16 protein-coding genes are annotated in these 19,617 nt (G+C 60.5%); 9 read left to right on the top strand and 7 right to left on the bottom strand.

Going from position 1 to position 19,617, the window contains the following annotated elements:
* Positions 1–50: 50 nt before the first annotated feature.
* On the top strand, positions 51–1,472 hold the full coding sequence (locus tag ABFI50_RS11800) for an MFS transporter (protein WP_347484091.1): 1,422 nt from the start codon (positions 51–53) through the stop codon (positions 1,470–1,472).
* Here ABFI50_RS11800 and ABFI50_RS11805 read toward each other — a convergent pair.
* Genes ABFI50_RS11805 through ABFI50_RS11820 form a run of 4 tightly spaced genes read right to left on the bottom strand, consistent with a single transcriptional unit; the run spans position 1,435 to position 6,181 of the window.
* Entirely contained in the window at positions 1,435–2,256 is an 822-nt protein-coding gene (locus tag ABFI50_RS11805; protein ID WP_014882377.1) for an alpha/beta hydrolase, read from the bottom strand. The two genes, ABFI50_RS11800 and ABFI50_RS11805, sit on opposite strands and share 38 nt — an antisense overlap.
* 30 nt (positions 2,257–2,286) lie before the next feature.
* Positions 2,287–3,906: an MFS transporter gene (locus tag ABFI50_RS11810; RefSeq protein WP_347484094.1), complete on the bottom strand. Its 1,620-nt coding sequence runs from the start codon at positions 3,904–3,906 to the stop codon at positions 2,287–2,289.
* Positions 3,903–4,310: a DoxX family protein gene (locus tag ABFI50_RS11815; protein ID WP_014882379.1), complete on the bottom strand. Its 408-nt coding sequence runs from the start codon at positions 4,308–4,310 to the stop codon at positions 3,903–3,905. The genes ABFI50_RS11810 and ABFI50_RS11815 overlap by 4 nt, the downstream gene beginning before the upstream one ends.
* Positions 4,310–6,181, bottom strand: a complete 1,872-nt coding sequence (locus ABFI50_RS11820) for an amidohydrolase (protein ID WP_023331927.1) — start codon at positions 6,179–6,181, stop codon at positions 4,310–4,312. The genes ABFI50_RS11815 and ABFI50_RS11820 overlap by 1 nt, the downstream gene beginning before the upstream one ends.
* Positions 6,182–6,397: 216 nt before the next feature.
* On the opposite strand from ABFI50_RS11820, the gene ABFI50_RS11825 reads away from it, so the two are divergent.
* From ABFI50_RS11825 to ABFI50_RS11845, 5 genes are all read left to right on the top strand, one after another.
* Positions 6,398–7,084 carry a hydrolase gene (locus ABFI50_RS11825; protein WP_023331928.1) on the top strand — a complete coding sequence of 229 codons (687 nt, stop codon included), beginning with the start codon at positions 6,398–6,400 and terminating at the stop codon, positions 7,082–7,084.
* Positions 7,085–7,145: 61 nt separating this feature from the next.
* Positions 7,146–7,361 carry a DUF1427 family protein gene (locus ABFI50_RS11830; protein ID WP_063614412.1) on the top strand — a complete coding sequence of 72 codons (216 nt, stop codon included), beginning with the start codon at positions 7,146–7,148 and terminating at the stop codon, positions 7,359–7,361.
* The gene (locus ABFI50_RS11835) at positions 7,358–7,618 is read left to right on the top strand and encodes a XapX domain-containing protein (protein WP_014882383.1); all 261 of its coding nucleotides are present in this window, start codon (positions 7,358–7,360) and stop codon (positions 7,616–7,618) included. The genes ABFI50_RS11830 and ABFI50_RS11835 overlap by 4 nt, the downstream gene beginning before the upstream one ends.
* Positions 7,619–7,641: 23 nt before the next feature.
* On the top strand, positions 7,642–8,022 hold the full coding sequence (locus ABFI50_RS11840) for a response regulator (protein WP_014882384.1): 381 nt from the start codon (positions 7,642–7,644) through the stop codon (positions 8,020–8,022).
* A gap of 9 nt (positions 8,023–8,031) precedes the next feature.
* Complete coding sequence (locus tag ABFI50_RS11845; RefSeq protein WP_347484100.1) at positions 8,032–13,617, top strand: ATP-binding protein; 5,586 nt, start codon at positions 8,032–8,034, stop codon at positions 13,615–13,617.
* Here ABFI50_RS11845 and ABFI50_RS11850 read toward each other — a convergent pair whose 3' ends face one another.
* Positions 13,618–14,235, bottom strand: a complete 618-nt coding sequence (locus ABFI50_RS11850; protein WP_023338979.1) for a response regulator — start codon at positions 14,233–14,235, stop codon at positions 13,618–13,620. It lies immediately after the preceding gene.
* 275 nt (positions 14,236–14,510) lie between these two features.
* Between ABFI50_RS11850 and ABFI50_RS11855 the strand changes: the two genes are divergently transcribed.
* Both ABFI50_RS11855 and ABFI50_RS11860 read left to right on the top strand, forming a co-directional pair.
* Positions 14,511–15,113, top strand: a complete 603-nt coding sequence (locus ABFI50_RS11855; RefSeq protein WP_014882387.1) for an ATP-dependent Clp protease proteolytic subunit — start codon at positions 14,511–14,513, stop codon at positions 15,111–15,113.
* Positions 15,114–15,247: 134 nt separating this feature from the next.
* Complete coding sequence (locus ABFI50_RS11860; RefSeq protein WP_014882388.1) at positions 15,248–16,369, top strand: cupin domain-containing protein; 1,122 nt, start codon at positions 15,248–15,250, stop codon at positions 16,367–16,369.
* 61 nt (positions 16,370–16,430) lie between these two features.
* Here ABFI50_RS11860 and ABFI50_RS11865 read toward each other — a convergent pair whose 3' ends face one another.
* Positions 16,431–17,849, bottom strand: coding sequence for a PLP-dependent aminotransferase family protein (locus ABFI50_RS11865; protein ID WP_014882389.1), 1,419 nt, complete (start codon positions 17,847–17,849; stop codon positions 16,431–16,433).
* A 176-nt stretch (positions 17,850–18,025) separates the two neighbouring features.
* Between ABFI50_RS11865 and ABFI50_RS11870 the strand changes: the two genes are divergently transcribed.
* Positions 18,026–18,187 carry a DUF1127 domain-containing protein gene (locus ABFI50_RS11870; RefSeq protein WP_049010213.1) on the top strand — a complete coding sequence of 54 codons (162 nt, stop codon included), beginning with the start codon at positions 18,026–18,028 and terminating at the stop codon, positions 18,185–18,187.
* 40 nt (positions 18,188–18,227) lie between these two features.
* Here the strand turns inward: ABFI50_RS11870 and ABFI50_RS11875 are convergent, their stop codons facing one another.
* Positions 18,228–19,616, bottom strand: coding sequence for a PLP-dependent aminotransferase family protein (locus ABFI50_RS11875; RefSeq protein WP_088126412.1), 1,389 nt, complete (start codon positions 19,614–19,616; stop codon positions 18,228–18,230).
* Position 19,617: the final 1 nt, after the last annotated feature.

Here is a 19,617-nt window from a genome sequence, read left to right on the forward strand (position 1 = left end):
TAATATCGACCCGGCGGTCCACCGCCGGGCAACCAGGCAGGCATATAACAATGGCAATGACAATGAAAATACCGTCTCGCGAGTTGTGGTCTTATTTTGGTTATGGATTAGGTCAGTGTTTTAGCTTTGGTTTAGTGGGTTCGTTTATTAACTATTTTTACACCGACGTGCTGGGCATTTCGGCGCTGGCGGCGAGCACCATTTTCCTGATTGCCCGCGCGTGGGACGCGGTTCACGATCCGCTGTTTGCCAGCATTATGGACACCATTAACAGCCGGTTCGGCAAGTTTCGCCACTTTTTGCTAATCGCCCCTTTGTTGATCACCGGCGTCACGCTGCTGTCGTTCTATAAAATTGAAGCGGACATGACCACCAAAATCCTCTACGCCGGGGTGACCTACATCCTGTGGGGGACGCTGTATGCCATCTCCGATATTCCGTTCTGGTCGATGTCGTCGGTGATGACCAACGACTCCGCCCAGCGCACCCGCGCGGTGACGGCGGCGATGCTCGGGGTGAACGCCGGGATTGCCTGCGCTAATATCTTCTTCCCGAAGCTGGCGGCGTTTTTCGCCCAGTACAGTAACGACAAAGGTTACTTTATGGCGGCGCTGGTGATGATGCTGGTGGGGCTGCCGCTGATGCTTAACGGCTTTATGCAGATCAAAGAGCGCGTGCCGCCGAGCCCGGAAAAGGTGACCATCCGCGACACCTTCCACAACCTGCGTCAGAACAAGCCGCTGTTTATCGTCCTGCTGTCGTTCTTCTTCTGCGTGTTCCATAACGTGGCGGGCGGGCTGTATATCTACTTCTTTATCAACAACCTGGGCGACGGCAGCCTGCAGATGGCGATTGGCGTGATGGGGATTGTCGCGGCAGTGCTGTGCCTGGTCGCCCCGATGCTGACGCGCCGGATTCAGAAGCGGAAGTTATTTATGATCCTCTGCGGGCTGGACGTGGCGGTGCGCGTGGTGATGTGGTTTGTCGGGTATCAGCAGGTGACGATGCTGTTTATCCTGCTCGGCCTGAGCACCCTGTTTGTGATGATGACCAACATCCTCACCTCGTCGATGATTGCCGACACCATCGAGTACGCGGAGTACCACACCCACAAGCGCTGCGCGGCGATCACCTTCTCCGGGCAGACCTTTACCGGCAAGATGTCGGTGGCGGTGGGCGGCGGGTTGATCGGCGTGTTTCTGACGATGATAGGCTACGTGCCGCAGGCTCAAATTCAGAGCGAAGGCGTGCTGTCGGGGCTGTTCTTCGGGATTTGCCTGCTGCCGGCGATGGGGTCAGCGATCCGAATGGGCTTTATGTCGCGCTTTACCTTTACCGAGGAGAAGCATGCGGAGATTTGTCGGCTGCTGGCAGAGCGGAACGCGTCTGCGAAAGCGCCGGGTGGCGGCTGCACCTTACCCGGCCTACAGAAAATTACAGCGACTTCACAAACGCCAGCAGATCTTCGTTGAGCTGGTCCTGGTGGGTCAGCGCAAAGCCGTGCGGCGCGTTGTCGTACACCTTCAGCGTGGCGTTTTTGATCATCTCCGCCGCCAGCTTGCCGGTGCTTTCAAACGGCACGATCTGGTCGTTACTGCCGTGAATCACCAGCGTCGGCACGTCGATTTTCGCCATATCCGGGCGGAAGTCGGTTTCGCCGAACGCGGTCACGCAGTCGATGGTGCCTTTCAGCGATGCCAGCAGGGCAATGTTCAGCGTCTGGGTCAGGGCACCGGCAGAAACGGTTTGTCCGGCGTTGGTACCGTAGAACGGGGTGGCGAAGTCGCTGATGAACTGGGCGCGATCTTTACGCAGTCCGTCGCGAATGCCGTCGAATACGCTTTGATCCACACCCTGCGGGAAGGAGTCGGATTTACCGAAGATCGGCGTGACCGCGCCCAGCAGCGCCAGACCGGCGACGCGTGAGCTGCCGTAGTTATTGATGTAACGGGTCACGTCGCCGCCGCCCATGGAGAAGCCCACCAGCGTCACGTCGCGTAGATCCAGGGTGGTGATCAGGTCATTGATGTCGGACGCAAAGGTGTCGTAGTCGTAACCGTTCCACGGCTGATCCGAGCGGCCAAACCCGCGACGGTCAAAGGCGATGGCACGGAAGCCGCGCTCGGCCAGGTAGTTCAGCTGGCTGTCCCACATGTCGCCGTCCAGCGGCCAGCCGTGGCTGAAGAGAACCGGTTTACCCGCGCCACAGTCTTTGTAGTAAATCTGCGTGCCGTCTTTTGCCTTAAACGTTGCCATAGTGTGTTCCTGTACAGGTGATGGTTATGGTTATACCGGCGCGACCAGGTAGCGAATAGCCGGTGAGGTTGTGCCCTGATGAAAAGCCAGAACGCGGCTCTGCAGCAGGAGGTCATTCATGGTGTGGCGCTCCTGCTGGCGCAGATGCTCAATCCACGAGCCCATCAGGAAGGTCTCGATAAACAGACCGGGGCGCTCGATATCTTCATATACCGCCCAGCTCATCGCCCCGGCGCGGCGGCGCACCCGGCGCAGCTCGTGGACCGCCTCCAGGAAGGCTTTGGCGTGTTGCGGGTCGATGAGGTACTCGTGCGAGACCAGCACAGGGCCGCGTTCGTTTGGCAGGTCAATCTCCACGCCGTCCAGCGGCTGACCGCTCAGGTCGAGGTTCAGGTCCGGATCTTTCTCCAGCTTCCAGCGGAACACCGTCGCGCTCGCCAGCACCATCCCCAGCGTGGCGACAACCAGCGAGGTTGGGGTACCGAACCGGGAGGCGATCTGCCCCCAGAGTGTGCTGCCTGCGGTCATCGAGCCGAAGAACACCGTCAGATACACCGCCAGCGCGCGGGCCTTCACCCAGCGGGCGGCGCTGCGCTGCGCGCCGAGATTGAGAGTGGAGAGCACCGCAATCCACGCGAAGCCGGTGAAAAACTCAAACAGGTTAAGCAGCCAGACGTGGCGCACAAACGCCAGCGCCAGCATGGTGAGGGCAAAGGTCAGGCTGGCAGCCACCATCAGGCGGTCGGCATTCAGCCGCTGGCGCAGGCGCGGCAGCAGAATCGCACCGGCAATCGCCCCCAGGCCAATGCACGCCAGCATTATGCCGTAGCCCGCCGGGCCTAAGCCCAGTTCGCGGCGCGCCACCAGCGGCAGTAACGCCCAGCCCGCGCTGCCGAAAACGAAGAAGGCCACGGTGCGCACCAGCACGTTGCGCAGCACCGGCGCGGCGTGCACGTAGCGAATGCCGGATCGCACCGCCGAGAAGAAATGCTCCGGCGGCAGACGCTGCACGGTCGGGGCCTGACGCCAGCGCCACAGTACCCACGCCACGCCGACCACGGACAGCGCGTTCAGGGCAAACACCATCCACGGCCCGGCGAGCGACAGCAGAAAACCACCCAGCGCGGGACCAATCGCCCGGCTGATGTTTACCCCGAGCGAGTTCAGCGCCACGGCGGCGCCCAGCTCGGGCTTGCTCACCAGGTCCGGCACCACGGCCTGAAACGGCGGCGAGCTCATCGCCGCGCCGACGCTCAGCAGAAATGTCGCCACCAGCAGAACGGCGGGAGTGACGTGTCCGGTGAAGGAGAGCACCGTCAGCCCGGCGGCGGCGATAAACACCCACAGCTGGGAGAAGAGCAGGTATTTACGTCGGTCGACGATATCCGCCATCACCCCGGACGGCAGGGCGAAGAGGAACATCGGCAGGCTGCTGGCCGCCTGCACCAGCGCGATGTCCAGCGGATCGGCGCTCAGGGTCAGCATGCTCCAGTTGATGCCGACATCGCTCATCCATGAGCCGACGTTAGAGACCACCGTGGCGATCCACAGCATCCTGAACACCGGCTGGCTTAGCGGCTGCCAGGGCGAAACCGTTGATGTGTGCGTCGTCTCGACGTGTGCGTCGCGAACGTCGTTAACCTGGGTCATGCGAACCTCTCCGCTGCCTTACGCTGCAATCGCCACTGGCCCGGGCCGGTGAGGGCAAGGGTGGTAAAGATAATCAGCAACAGCCAGCCAAACTGCCCTTCGGCAATCGACCAGTTCGGGTGCACCGCCAGCATCGCCACCAGCAGCACGGCGATAATCGGCAGGCACGCCAGGCGGGTATACACGCCCGCAATGATAAACAGCGGGCAAATTACCTCGGCGACGATGGCCGGGATCAGGCTGGCATAGGGCCCGAAGCCGAACGGATCTTCAATGCGCGTCAGCTCTTCACTGAAGTGCAGCACCTTTGGCAGGCCGTGCACGTACAGCAGCAGCAGGCTGCCGGTCAGGCGCAGGAAGAACAGCCCCAGGTCAACCCGGGGCGGAGCAAGCGTGTTTTTCATCAGAATGCAAAGCAGCTGCAGCCCAGCGCCCCCCAGAAAGCGTTATCGTCGGACACCGGCATTTCTGACGTGCGGGCAAAATCATGCTGGTGGCTGTGAACCCCGCACGGGCCGCTGCAGTGGTGAACGGCGCTCATACCCACGCGTGCGGCCTGCGGCGGCGCGCTGCGGTAGTGGCCCGGTACTTTCACGACCGGGGACCAGTCGGGCAGAACCGGAATGGCGGGCGGCGCGAGCGGGCCAAAGGTGCCTGCCGCGTAGACGATATCGCCGTTGACCACCGTCAGGACGGACTCGATGCCCTTGATCTCCTCTTCCGGCACGCGGAAGTAGTCTTTGCTGAGTACGGCCAGGTCGGCGAGCTGGCCGACCTTGATCTGCCCCTTCTGATTCTGCTCGCTGGAGAACCACGCGCTGCCCTGGGTCCAGAGCATCAGGGCGGTATCGCGATCCAGACGGGCGCTGTGGTCGTACATCTGCATCCCGCCGACGGTACGGCCGGAGACCAGCCAGTAGAGCGCGGTCCACGGGTTGTAGCTCGCCACGCGGGTGGCGTCCGTACCTAAGCCCACCGGTACGCCGGTCTCCAGCATTTTCGCCACCGGCGGTGTATGGCGGGTGGCTTCGATGCCGTAACGTTCGGCAAAGTACTCGCCCTGGAAGGCCATACGGTGCTGGACGGCAATGCCGCCCCCGAGCGCTTTGATGCGGTCGATGTTGGCCTGGGTGACGGTTTCCGCGTGGTCAAAGAACCAGTGCAGGCCGTTGAACGGAATGTCGCGGTTCACCTTCTCGAAGACGTCCAGCATGCGGCTGATGGATTCGTTATAGGTGGCGTGCAGGCGGAACGGCCAGCGGTGCTCCACCAGATGGCGCACCACGCGCTCCAGCTCGTCCTCCATGCCCGGCGCGAGATCCGGGCGGGGTTCGAGGAAATCTTCAAAATCGGCGGCGGAGAAGACCAGCATCTCGCCCGCGCCGTTATGGCGGAAGAAGTCGCTGCCCTGGCCCGGCGTGAGCATGTCGGTCCATTTCTCAAAGTCCTCCAGCTCGTGGCCCGGACGCTGGGTAAACAGGTTGTAGGCGATGCGGATGGTCATCTGCTTTTTCTCGTGCAGCTCGGCAATCACCTCGTAATCTTCCGGGTAGTTCTGGAAGCCGCCGCCCGCGTCGATGGCGCTGGTCAGCCCCAGACGGTTCAGCTCGCGCATGAACTGACGGGTGGAGTTAACCTGCTGCTCCAGCGGCAGCTTCGGTCCTTTGGCCAGCGTGGCGTAGAGGATCATGGCGTTCGGGCGCGCAATCAGCATCCCGGTTGGGTTGCCGTTGGCGTCGCGCTGGATCTCGCCGCCCGGCGGGTTCGGCGTGTCTTTGGTGTAGCCGACCACCTTCAGCGCGGCGCGGTTGAGCAGGGCGCGGTCGTAGAGGTGCAGGATGAAAACCGGGGTGTCCGGCGCGGCGGCGTTGATCTCGTCCAGCGTCGGCATGCGGCGTTCGGCAAACTGGAACTCGGTCCAGCCGCCCACCACGCGTACCCACTGCGGCGACGGCGTGCGCAGAGCCTGCTCTTTCAGCATCCGCAGGGCATCGGCCAGCGACGGCACGCCTTCCCAGCGCAGCTCGAGGTTGTAGTTCAGCCCGCCGCGAATGAGGTGCAGGTGCGAATCGTTCAGCCCGGGGATGGCGGTGTGGCCTTTCAAATCGACCACTTTCGTACCGTCGCAGTGATGTTGCATCACCTCGGCGACGGTACCCACTTCCAGAAATTTTCCATCGCGCACGGCAACGGCTTCCGCGATGGGGTTCTCGCGATCGACGGTATGAAACTGGCCATTAACCAGAATGAGATCGGCTTTACCGAGGGTAACCATAACTGCTCCTGACTGAGAGGGGAATGGTCAGGATTATGAGAAGCGGTTTCGGCAAAGATCCAGTTATACAATAGGATAGGTATACCAAAGTATAACTATACCTAAGGTTAACTATACGAAGAGATAATTACGCCCAGGGGCGATAAACCGCAGGATGAGCGTGACTTTATCGCCGTGCGCTCACGGCGATTTCACCCTTAACCACTGGAAAATGCTATGACCTCTTCAAAGCTCGAAGTGTTAACCCCTGCGAACTGTCAGATAATCTTTATCGATCACCAGCCACAGATGGCGTTTGGCGTGCAGTCGATTGACCGCCAGGTGCTGAAAAATAACACCGTGGCGCTGGCGAAAGCGGCGAAAGTCTTCAATATCCCGACCATCATCACCACCGTAGAGACCGAAAGCTTCTCCGGTAACACTTATCCGGAACTGCTGGACGTGTTCCCGGGCCAGGACATTCTGGAGCGTACCTCCATGAACTCCTGGGACGACCAGAAAGTGCGTGACGCGCTGAAGGCCAACGGCAAGAAGAAAGTCGTGGTAGCAGGTCTGTGGACCGAAGTGTGCAACAACAGCTTTGCCCTGTGCGCGATGCTTGAAGGCGATTACGAAATTTACATGGTGGCGGATGCCTCCGGCGGCACGTCAAAAGAAGCCCATGACTTCGCGATGCAGCGCATGATCCAGGCGGGCGTGATCCCGGTGACCTGGCAGCAGGTCATGCTGGAGTGGCAGCGCGACTGGGCGCGTAAAGAGACCTACACCGCGGTAATGGATATCGTGCGCGAGCACTCCGGCGCGTACGGCATGGGCGTCGATTACGCCTACACCATGGTGCACAAAGCGCCGTCTCGCCAGAAGAGCGAGCACCGCACCTTAGCGCCGGTCCCGGCTCGCTAAGCCCTGTCGGCGGGCTGGTCCCTCATCCGGCTCGCCGCTGCTTTTTTCTCTGGAGTTCACAATGAGTACTGGGCTGATATCCCTTGCGGCAGGCGTGATGATTGGCCTGATGTATGCCGTGCTGAAGGTGCGCTCCCCCGCGCCGCCCGCGCTGGCGCTGATTGGCCTGCTGGGGATGCTGGCGGGTGAACAGGCGACGCGGCATCTGTTATCCCGCGACAGTGCGCCTGCTCAGGTCACCGTTCCGGCAGCACCGCAGACAGGAGCATCGTCATGAAAGCATGGATTATTTCGCTGGTGTGCGGCGTGGTAGCTGGGGTAATTTACGCTCTGCTCGACGTCCATTCGCCGGCACCGCCGGTTGTCGCCCTGCTTGGCCTGTTTGGCATGCTGGTGGGGGAACAGCTCATCCCGGTGGGACGGCGCTTAATGAGTCGCGAACCGCTGACCCTCGCCTGGTTTCGTCACGAATGCGTACCGAAAATCAGCGGCACGGCGCCCCCGGCGCCCGCGAAGGACACGCGCGACGTTTAATGATTTGTGAGAGGAAAGACCGCATGACGCTGCCGTGGCGCATTGCCATCATTGATGACGAACGTTCCGTCCGCAGCGGGTTGAGTAATCTCCTGGAGTCGGAAGGGTATTCGACCGATACGTTTGATTCGGCTGAGGGGTTCCTGAGCCATCCTCTCGCGCTGTCCGGCGCGGCGCTGGTGATCACCGATATCAAGCTGCGAGGCATGAGCGGCCTTGAGCTGTTCGACAAGCTGCGGCTGCTGGCCGTACCGCCTCCTCCTGTACTCTTTATCTCCGGTCATGCTGATGAAAATATGCAGCGGTACGCCCTCAGTCTGGGCGCCGCTGCATTTTTGCGTAAGCCGATTAACATCGATATTCTGCTGGATCATATTCAGCGGGAGCTGGCCCGCCGACAATAAGGATCGCGGATGAACGAAAACGAGCAGCCTGCATTCTGGCCCGCCCAGGGAAATCTTCATCAGGGGCGGGTTTTTGTCCTTAAAGAGGATGTGATTTTTACCGTGCTGGCGCAGGAGGGCGGCATCGCCTGGATGAACGCACGTCATCCCCATTCCGGCGGCTCCTTCATCATTGCCACCGCGGTGAGTGACGAAGAGGAAGAGCGGGCCACCCGGCTGCTGAAAAACGAGTTTGCGCTGCGCGACGTGCTCCAGGACAGCTGGGCCATTCGCGCCGTCGCCTCTACCCAGTATCGGGGGCGTTTCGCGCTGGTTTACGCCCCGTTTTCGTTTGAGCTGCTGGCGCGACGCGCGGGCAGGGCGATCTCCGGGATTGCGCGCTTTATCGAGCTGGCGATCCAGATCTGCGCCCCCCTGCGCCAGATGCATCTGCAAAACCTGATCCACGGCGATATCAAACCCGGCAGTATTTTTGTTTATCACGATGCCACCTGCCGTCTGGGCAGCTTTGGTCTCTCCTGCCGTTTTTCCGATGCCTTCTCGCAGACCCGTCTTACCGTTTCAGGCGGTACTCCCGCCTGGATGTCGCCGGAACATACCACCCGCACCCGGCGCCCCGTCGACAGCCGCAGCGATCTCTACAGCCTCGGCATGGTGCTGTATGAACTTCTGACCGGACGCCTGCCGTTTGAACTGGGCGCGGACGATCAGACCAACTGGGCGCACTACCATATTGCCTCGGAGCCGCTGGCCCCGGACGTGATACGCCCGGACGTGCCGGGAATGCTCTCAACCATCCTCCTCAAGCTGCTGGAAAAGCATCCTGATAACCGCTATCAGACGGTGGACGGGCTGATTGCCGACCTGCGACGCTGCCAGGCGACGTTGACCGGTGAGGGCGAGATCGCCCCCTTTACTCCCGGTCAGCAGGATCGCACCCCGGCGATCCATCTGGCGGATTCCCTGTTCGCGACGCATCCGCAGGCGAATGACGTCATTGCCGCGTTTGAGCGAGTCGGGCAGAGCCGGGTGCCAGAGCTGGTGACGATCGGCGGACCGTCAGGGATCGGGAAATCCTCGATCATCGCGACGGCGCTTAAAACGCTGCAGCAGCGTACGGTGCTGCTGGCGGTAGGCAAGGTGGACCAGTTTTCGCCGTCACTGCCTTACGGCGTGCTAAGTTCCGCGTTTCGCACCCTGACGTTGCACCTGCTGGGGCTGCCCGCAGACGACGTGGCGAAGTGGAAAATCCGTCTCTCGCGCGCCCTGGAGGGCCACGAGGCGCTCGCTGTCAGTCTTGTGCCTGAACTGGGGCTGCTGCTTGAGAGCAAACCGCGCTTCTCGCCGGATACGTTTTCCATTGATGCCCGGGCGCGCTTCAGCCATATGGTGCTGGCGCTGGTCAAAACCTTTGCCTCTCAGGGCTGCCCGCTGGTGCTGGTGCTTGACGATCTTCAGTGGAGCGACGCCGCCAGCCTGCATACGCTCAAATACCTGCTGGTGAACAGCGGGGCAATCCCGCTGCTGGTGGTTGTTGCTCACCGGGATATCTGTTCGTTATCCGATGCCACTTTACAAGCGCTGCTGACGAGTCTTCCGGAAGCGGCGCTAAACGCGAGCGAAATTGTCCCTCAGGCGCTGTCCGTGAAAGCGGTAGCGCGCTGGCTGGCGACGCTGTTTCGAACCCGCAGCACGGCGACGTCTGACCTCGCCACGCTGATCCATGAAAAAACCGGGGGCAACCCGCTCTTTGTGCATGAGTTTTTCCGCCGCATTGTCGATGACGGGCTGGTGGTGCATAACAAATATCAGGATAAGTGGCACTACGATCTGCAGGCGATCCGCGCCCGGCATTACACCGAAAACGTCGTCACCCTGGTGCTGGAGCAGCTCGAAGAGTTGCCCGACGAGACGCGTCGCCTGCTGGGGAGTTTTGCCTGCCTCGGCGGCAAGGGCGAGATGGAGATGATATGCCGCGTTGTCGGCATGTCGATAGCGGAAATGCGCTATGCGCTCCATCCGGCGGTCATGGCGCAGCTCATCGTGCTGACGGAAAAAGAGTACGCCTTCACCCACGACAGGGTGCAGGAAGCCGCCTTCGCGCTGCTGGATCCGCATGAGAAAAGCCACCTTCATCTGACCACCGCCAGCCTGCTAGCCGATGCCGCGCGGCAGGCTGCGGGAAACGAACTGCTTTTCCGCGCCGTTCACCATGTTACGGCCGCACTGGACAGCATTCAGCCCGCTCCGCAGCGGCAGATGTTCCGCGAGCTGAGCCTGCTGGCCGCGCGCCGGGCGAAACGCACGGGCGATTATCTTTCGGCACTGAGCTACATCCAGACGGCGAGAGCGCTGGGCAATGCCGGTGTGGTGTCAGACTTTGTGCTGGATATTGAAGAGGCGGGCTGCGAGTTTGCGCTCGGCCATCTGGAGCGGACCCGCGAGCTGTGCGATGCGATCCTGGGCTGCCCCGGCGGGCTGACCGAAAAAGCGCTGGCGGCCAACCTGCTGGTGGAAGTCTATATTCGCCAGTCGGATAGCCGTCTGGCGCTGGAGGCGGCGCTCTGCTGGCTGGGTATTTTTGGTATTCAGATCGGCCGCCATCCGGAAGATGCCGACTGCGATGCTGCCTGGAAAGACTTCTGTAACCGCACGGGCGACGCGCCGCAAAGCCGCTATGCCCAGCTCTCGCGGATGGAAAATCCGGAAACGGAAGCGGTAATGAACCTGCTCTACAGCGCCAGCATTTGCGCCAGCTTCATCTGTCCGCGTCTGCACTTTTTGCTGCTCTGCCGCATGATGCACCTGACCCTCGACCACGGCATCACCGGCGCCTCCACCACGGCGATGGCCTGGTTTGGCGTGTTGATCGGCCACCGCTATGCCGAGTATCGCCTTGGGTTCCAGTACGGCACGCTGGCCCGCGAGCTGGTCAATCGCCACGGCTACGATGCGTATGAAGCGAAAACCCTGCTGCCGCTCGATCAGCTCAGCGTCTGGACTCAGCCGCTGTCGTTCACCATTGAGTGCGCAAAAGCCTGCTTCACCGCGGCGGTAACCCACGGTGATATGACGATGGCCTGCTTCGCGGCCTGCCACCAGGCCATTAACTTCCTCTCTCGGGGCGATCATCTCGACGGGGTGCTGACCAGCATCGATCGCGGCCTGGCCTTTGTGCGGAAAACCCACTTCCAGGACGTCGAGACCATTTTGATGGTTCAGCGTGGCTACGTTGAGTTTTTACGCACGCCGGTGATCGGCACCTGGACCGCCTCGCAGGTGCTGCCGGAGGCGCTGCTGCCTGCTTCGCCAGAGCAGGCTCCGGAACAGACGTCGACCATGCTGTTCTGGTACTGGCTCTATCGCGGTATGGCGCACTTTACCTGCGGCGAATTTGCCGATGCGCAGGCGGATCTTGAGATGGCGGGCTGGTACGCGTGGTCTGCGCCTGGCCACATCCATCTGCTGGATTACCATCTCTACAGCGCCCTGGCGCTTTCCCGCCAGCTAACGCCGGAGACGTTCTCGGCGAATCATCGACGCAGTATTCACGCGCACTACGACAAAATTGCCCTCTGGGCGCGCATTAATCCGGGGACGTTTGCGGATAAAGAAGCGCTGATTTACGCCGAAATCGTGCGTCTGGACGGCATGAACAGCATTGCGCTTGAGCAGTATGAGAAAGCGGTCCGGCTGTCACGCGAGGGCGGCTTTAATCCGATTAACGCCCTGGCGCACGAGCTGGCGGGTCGCTTTGCGCTGTCCTGCGGTTACCCGACCGCGTCAGATGCGCATTTTCGCGGCGCCATTGCCGCCTGGGGCCGTGCCGGGGCACAGGCTAAGGTGCGCCAGCTGGAGCAGGATTTCCCGCATCTGCTGGCCTCCGGACAGGCCAGCGCCTATGACACGGTGGCGTTTGCCCAGAATGAAGTGATCCGCGATCTGCAGAGCGTGATCAAGGCCTCACGTGCCCTGTCGGAAGAGATCAACCTTGAGCGGCTTATCGAAAACCTGATGACGCTGCTGCTCGAACGTGCCGGGGCGCAGCGCGGCCTGCTGCTTCGCGTGAGCGATAACCTGATTCCGGAGATCGAAGCCAGCGCGTGGACCAGCACCGAGGGCGTGCGGGTGCGGATCCTGAAGGACGTACCGGTAGCGACCGACATGCCGCTGTCGGTGCTGGCGGCGGTGATCCGCACCGGACAGGAGATCCGTACCGGTAAACCGGAGGAGTTCCATCCCTTCAGCCAGGATCCCTACCTGGTGACCTCGGGGGCGGCCGTGATGTGCGTTCCGATGTTCAAACAGGCGCGGCTGGTGGGGGTGCTCTATCTGGAAAACCGCCTGATGCCGGAGGTCTTCACCGCCGAGCACTCTCGCGTGGTGAGCCTGCTGGGGGCGCAGGCTGCGGTCTCTCTGGAGACGGCGCGGCTGTACGCCGAACTGCTGGCGGAGAACATCCAGCGCCGACGCGTGGAAAAAGAGCTGCGCGCCAGCCAGAACTCGCTGATGCTGGGTGAGCAGATCAGCCACACCGGGAGCTGGCGCTGGGAGCTGGAGCAGGATCTGATGTTTATGTCCGAAGAGTACGCCCGTATTCTCGGCCTGCCCGAGCAGCAAAAGATGATCTCCATGGCGGAGTTTTTGACCTTCGTCCATGAGGATGATTACGCCCGCATCAGCGCCATCGTCACCCAGAGCGTGCGCGAGGGGCTCTCTATGCGCGCGGAATTTCGTATTAAGCGTACCGACGGTTCCACGCGCTATATCCTCGGGATTGGCGATCCGGTGGGCGTGGGTAGTGAGGTGAACGAGTATTACGGCATCATTACCGATATCACCAGTCAGCGCGCCGCGGAGGATGCCATGCGGGTGGCGCAGGCGGAACTGGCGCGGGTGTCGCGTGCCACCACGGTCGGTCAGTTAACCTCTTCCATCGCCCACGAGATCAACCAGCCTCTGATGTCGATCGTCTCTAACGCCGGGGCAAGCCTGCGCTGGCTTAACCGTGAACCCGCCCGGCTGGATAAAGTGCGGGAAGGGCTGGAGGAGATCGCCGCGGAAGGCGCCCGGGCGGGGGAGATCATCCGCAGCATTCAGTCCCTGACGCGCAAGCAGGATCCGACCTTCGCGCGTATCGATCTCCACTATCTGATCCACCACATTATTACCCTTTCCCGCAGCGAGCTGGAGCAGAGACACATCAGCGTGGATTATCTGTTAAACGCCGGTGACAGCTTTATCACCGGGGACAGCGTGCAGATCCAGCAGGTGCTGCTGAATCTGGTGATGAACGCCGTTGAGGCCATGGCGGAGGTTAACGATCGCCCCTGCATCATCACCCTCAGCACCGTCAACGCCGACGGGAACGTTATCGTCGAGATCGCCGATACCGGCAGCGGCATTCAGCCCGAGCGGCTGGAGAAGATTTTTGACTCGTTCTATTCCACCAAGGCGCAGGGAATGGGGATGGGGCTGACCATCAGCGCCAGCATCATTGAGCGACACAGAGGAAAACTGAGCGCGCGCCGCCGGGAGCCACACGGCACGGTGTTTGCGTTTGTGTTACCGCTTGCCGGACAGACAGGGGAGTAGTTAATCCGAAGGCTGGCTGTGGGTCAGGCGCTCAACGGCCCTGACCAGCTCCGCCACGGAGCGCACCTGCATTTTTTCCATTACGCGACGGCGATGCACTTTCACCGTGATCTCGCTGACGCCAAGCTCGGCGGCAATTTGCTTGTTCAGCATCCCGCTTATCGCCAGTGTTAACACCTCATGTTCCCGTGGCGTAAGGGACATGTGGCGCTGCTTCAGGGCGTAGTGCTCTTTGTTGCGCACGGCGTTGTTTTCCGCCAGCTGAAGCGCAGACTGAATGGCGTCGATCAGCGCGGTGGATTCAACGGGCTTGGTGAGAAATTCGTACGCGCCGCCTTTAATGGCGCGCACCGACATCGGGATAGTGCCGTGGCCGGTGAGAAAAATAATCGGGATGTCGCGCCCGCTGTCCTTGAGGGCGTCCGCTACGTCAAAACCTGAAATGGCGGGCATTTGCATATCGAGGATCACACACGAGGGCAGATCCTCAAAACGGTGCTGAAGAAACGCCTCTGCTGATGAAAACCCCATGGCGTCTAAATCCGCTGATTCCAGCAGGCCGAGAACGGACTGCCTGACCGCGTCATCGTCGTCAACCACATACACAATGTGTTCCATTCACTGCCCCGGTGCTGAGTTAACTGTCGAGAAAATATACACGTCCCGTCACGTAAGAGACTGTTTCTGCTGGCTTTCATCTTAACACATTAAATATCATTATCATTTAACAATATGATAACCGTATGAAGAGGAAGTATAGCGAACGGTTGTCGACTGGCGTGCCGTTTGCCTGCGCACGTTTCATCATCGTTCTCGCGATCTGTCTCTGAGGACTTTACCCCGTAAAACAGGCTACACTCTGGTTTTGAGCGCGACAAGCTGAGGAAACAACAATGCTCTACACACTGAAAGAAAGCGACAAGGATAAGGCGGAAGGGTCAAACGGCGCGGGCGCTCTGCAGCAAAAACTGCTGGAATCCCGTTCGATTGTGATCTCCGGGGAGATCAACCAGGAGCTGGCGCAGAAGGTGATCACCCAGATGATCCTGCTGCAAAGCGTCAGCAACGATCCGATCAAGCTGTATATCAACAGCCAGGGCGGCCACGTGGAAGCGGGTGACACCATCCACGACTTTATCAAATTCATCCGTCCGGAAGTGCACGTCATCGGTACCGGTTGGGTGGCGAGCGCGGGGATTACCATCTTCCTGGCGGCGAAAAAAGAGCACCGTTATTCCCTGCCTAATACCCGCTTTATGATCCACCAGCCGCTGGGCGGCGTGCGCGGTCAGGCAACGGATATTGAGATCGAAGCGCGCGAGATCATCCGCATGCTGGATCGCGTGAACAAGCTGATCGCTGACGCCACCGGCCAGCCGCTGGAGAAAGTGAAAAAAGACACCGACCGCAACTTCTGGATGTCGCCGGCAGAAGCGCTGGACTACGGCATCGTGGGCAAGCTGATTACCCACTATGACGAACTGAAGCTGGACTAAGTTTTAGCGCCGTATTGCGTCGGGTGACGGCTATGCCTTACCCGACCTACGCGAGCTGGTTTGACCCATGACAAGTTCCCCCTCCACCGTCTCCCCTATAATCGCGCCTGTTTCCCCTCTCACTGGTGCTACCCATGGCGTATCAACTGAACCTGAACTGGCCGGAATTTCTCGAAAAATACTGGCAAAAACAACCCGTAGTGCTGAAAAATGCCTTCCCGAATTTTGTCGATCCGATTACCCCGGACGAGCTGGCAGGTCTGGCGATGGAGCCGGAAGTTGACAGTCGTCTGGTGAGCCACGCTAACGGCAAATGGCAGGCCAGTAATGGTCCGTTTGAACACTTTGACGATCTGGGCGAAACGGGCTGGTCGCTGCTGGCGCAGGCGGTGAACCACTGGCATATGCCCGCGGCGGAACTGGTGCGTCCGTTCCGCGTTCTGCCGGACTGGCGACTGGACGATCTGATGATCTCCTTCTCCGTGCCGGGCGGCGGCGTGGGTCCGCATATCGATCAGTACGATGTGTTTATCATTCAGGGGATGGGCAGCCGCCGCTGGCGCGTGGGGGACAAGCTGCCGATGCGTCAGTTCTGCCCGCATCCGGCACTGCTGCATGTCGATCCGTTTGAGCCGATCATCGACGAAGATCTTGCGCCGGGCGATATCCTCTACATTCCACCAGGATTCCCGCACGACGGCTTTACCCACGAAACGGCGCTTAACTATTCCGTCGGTTTCCGCGGGCCGAACGGTCGCGATCTTATCAGCAGCTTCGCCGATTACGCGCTGGAAAACGATCTGGGCGGCGAGCACTATAGCGATCCGGATCTGACCTGTCGTGAACACCCGGGCCGCGTGGAGCAGTACGAGCTCGATCGCATTCGTCAGATGATGATCGAGATGATCAGCAAGCCGGATGATTTCACAAAATGGTTCGGCAGCTTTGTCTCGACGCCGCGCCACGAGCTGGATATTGCCGCCGCCGAGCCACCGTATGTGCCGGAAGAGGTGCTGGATGCGCTTCAGGGCGGCGAAACGCTGTCTCGCCTGAGCGGCCTGCGCGTGCTGAATATTAACGGCAGCTTCTTCGTTAACAGCGAACAGCTTGAGACGGTGGATGCGAAGGCCGCGGATGCGCTGTGCCGCTACACCGAACTCGGCCAGGCCGAGCTGGGCGATGCGCTGAAAAACCCGGCGTTTGTTGAAGAGCTCACCGGGCTGATTAACCAGGGGTACTGGTACTTCGACGAGTAGTGCGGCACGGTTTTCTCCCTCTCCCCGTGGGAGAGGGTCGGGGTGAGGGCATCAGGCCGCACTAGCCCTCCTCCATCGCAATCACAATCGCTTCACCCATCTTCTTCAATGCCTCGCGATTTTTGTCCGTCGGCGGCAGCGCCACGTTGATGCGCAGGCAGTTGCGGTACTTACCTGAAGCGGAAAACAGCGACCCGGCTGCGGCCTGGATCTTCAGCCGACACAGCTGCTTGCTGACGCACACCATATCCACCTTCTCCGGCAGCTCAACCCACAGCAGGAAGCTGCCCTGCGGGCGGGTCACGCAAATCCCTGCCGGAAAATACTGCCGTACCCAGCAGGTATAGGTTTCCATATTCTGCTGATAAATCTGGCGCATACGGCGGACGTGGCGATGGTAATGGCCGTCGCGAATAAACGCCGCCACCGCCATCTGCGTGCCCGGTACGTTAAACCCGCCCGCGGCGTATTTCATGTGCATCACCCGGTCGTAATAGCGTCCCGGCACAATCCAGCCCACGCGCAGACCCGGTGCCACGGTTTTGGTAAACGAGCTGCAGAGGATCACCCGGCCGTCGATATCCATCGAATGAATGGTTCGCGGACGCGGGTACTCCGCCGCCAGCTCGCCGTAGATATCATCTTCAACAATCACAATGTCGTGCCGCTGGGCGAGGGCTAAGACCTGCTTTTTCCGCGCTTCCGGCATGATAAACCCGAGCGGGTTATTGCAGTTGGGCACCAGGATCACCGCTTTGATCGGCCACTGCTCCAGCGCCAGCTCAAGCGCCTCAATGCTGATCCCGGTTTCCGGGTCGGTGGGAATTTCAATCGCCTTGATGTTAAACCCGCGCAACATCTGCATGGTGCCGTGAAACGACGGCGACTCCACCGCCACGATATCCCCCGGTTGACACACCGAGAGCAGGGCAATCGACAGCGCGCCGTGGCAGCCGTTGGTGATGACAATCTCGTTCGCTGCCACGGTGGAGCCGCCGTCCAGCATCAGGCGGGCGATCTGCTCGCGCAGCTCCAGGCGCCCGTCGAGCACGTCATAGCTCAGCATCTCACCCGGATTATGCTGCGCGATGCGGCTCATCTCGCGCCACAGGGGCTTCAGGCTCGGCTGGTTAATGTCCGGCGAACCGCCGCCAAACGAGATCATCTCTTTGTCAGCGCGGGCGTCCAGCAGCATCATCACCTCATCCCACTGGGTGACGTCCACGGGGCGCTGCACCGGGCGCGTCATCGCCGGGACGGGCGGCTGGGCTTTACGCTGCGAAACAAAATAGCCGGAGCGCGGCTGGGGCGTAATCAGCTGGAGGTTTTCAAGGATTTGATAAGCCTGCTGTATGGTGCTGATGCTCACGCCGTGCTCCTGGCTCAGCGTGCGCACCGACGGCAGACGTTCGCCGCTGCGATACAGCCCTTGTTCAATGCGTTCTGCCAAAAGATTGGCCAGATGTTGATAGCGCGTCATGCTGTATCCTTTGTTTTCACCATACAGATTGTAAAACCAGTACAGATTGCCGTAAAAAATGCCATGCAGATACCGTTTTAGCGGATCTGTATGGTAAACAAAAGGTGTTTTTGCATCTGTATTGCACAGGCGGATTTCCAGGATGATAACCCCACTGGCACAGTGAGGAGAGCATCATGGAATTTTTCGAGAACCGTTCTAAAAGACCGTTTATCGCGTTTGTCTGGATCGTGAAAACGCTGCGTAACTGGTATCGCATCAACCGTACCCGCCGCATCCTGAGCCAGATGAGCGATGAGCAGCTCAAAGATGTGGGTTTATCCCGCAATGACATTTAAACCGTAGGCCGGGTCGGGCGCAGCCGCCACCCGGCGATGTTCAACTCAACAGCGCAAGCGTCTGCCGTTTCGGCCTTTCCAGCAACGCCACCGCCTCCTGGTATGTCCGCACGTTGTTGTAGCCCATCACCAGCCCGTAGCGTTTTCCCGACCCGCGGTACCACTCGGAGAGCGCGTTAACCTGCAGCTGCTGTTCCTGCCAGCAGCGCGCCACTTCCCGGTCACAACTTCCTTTGGTCAGAAACGCCACGATATGCATCCCGCCGTCGTTCTGCTCGGTGAAAAACAGATCGCCATACACCTCGCGCAGGGCGGCAATCATCCAGTCGCGGCGGGTCTGATACAGCGCGCGCATCTTTTTCAGGTGACGGAAAAAATGGCCTTCGTTGAGAAATGCGGTGAGGATCTTTTGCGTCAGCACCGGCTGGCCGCTGGTGGTGATATCCGCGCAGTCGGTAAACGCCCCGACGGTGCTGGCGGGCATCACCACGTATCCCATGCGCAGCGACGGCATGATGGTTTTGCTGAAGGTGCCCATAAAAATTACCCGGTCGTGCTGGTCGAGGCTTTTCAGCGACGGCAACACCTTGCGGGTGTAATGAAACTCGCCATCGTAATCGTCTTCGATGATCCACGCCTCGTTCTGGCTGGCCCAGTCGAGCAGCTGCTGTTTACGCGGCAGGGAGAGCGTCACCGCCAGCGGGCTCTGGTGCGACGGGGTGACGAGGGCAAAACGGGCGTCGCGATGGTGGCGGAGGAGGTATTCCGTGTCCATGCCGCAGCGATCGACCGGCACCGTGTGCAGACGCGGCACGATCCGCTTCAGGAGCTGCTGGCCCATAAAATAACCCGGATCTTCGAACACCACCTTGTCGCTGCGGCTGGCGAGCGTGTCGAGGATCAGGCGCAGGCTGCCGCTGTAGCCGCTGGTGATGAGCACCTGCCCGGCGGTGCAGGACAAGCCACGCGAGATATTGAGATAGCTGGCGATGGCCTGGCGCAGCAGGTACCAGCCCAGAACGGGCGGGTTAAGCATCTCCTCCTGACGCATGGCGCGCGTCGCCTGGCCTGCCAGCAGCAGCCATTTTTTGTACGGAAAGCTGTCGAGGGATGGGATGCCAGGGCGCAGAAACCCTGCCTGCTCGCGCTGGCTGATAAGCGATGCCGGAAGCGTACCGGTAGGCTGTTCCGTCGGGGCAGGACGCTCCGGCAACAGTAAGTCCGGGTTGACCCGCGTGCCGCGCGAGCCCTGGCTGACCAGATACCCTTCGCCCGTCAGAATGGCATACGCCGTTTCGACCGTTTTACGCGCCACCTTCAGCTCTTCGGCCAGCACGCGGATGGCGGGCACTTTGTCGCCCGGCTTGAGCACGCCGCGCGTAATGTTGTCGCGATAGCGGGAGTAGATCTCGTGATAGCCCGGCTTCATG

The sequence above is a fragment of the Enterobacter sp. HNDS-6 genome (assembly GCF_039850505.1).
GTDB classification, from domain to species: Bacteria; Pseudomonadota; Gammaproteobacteria; order Enterobacterales; family Enterobacteriaceae; genus Enterobacter; species Enterobacter kobei.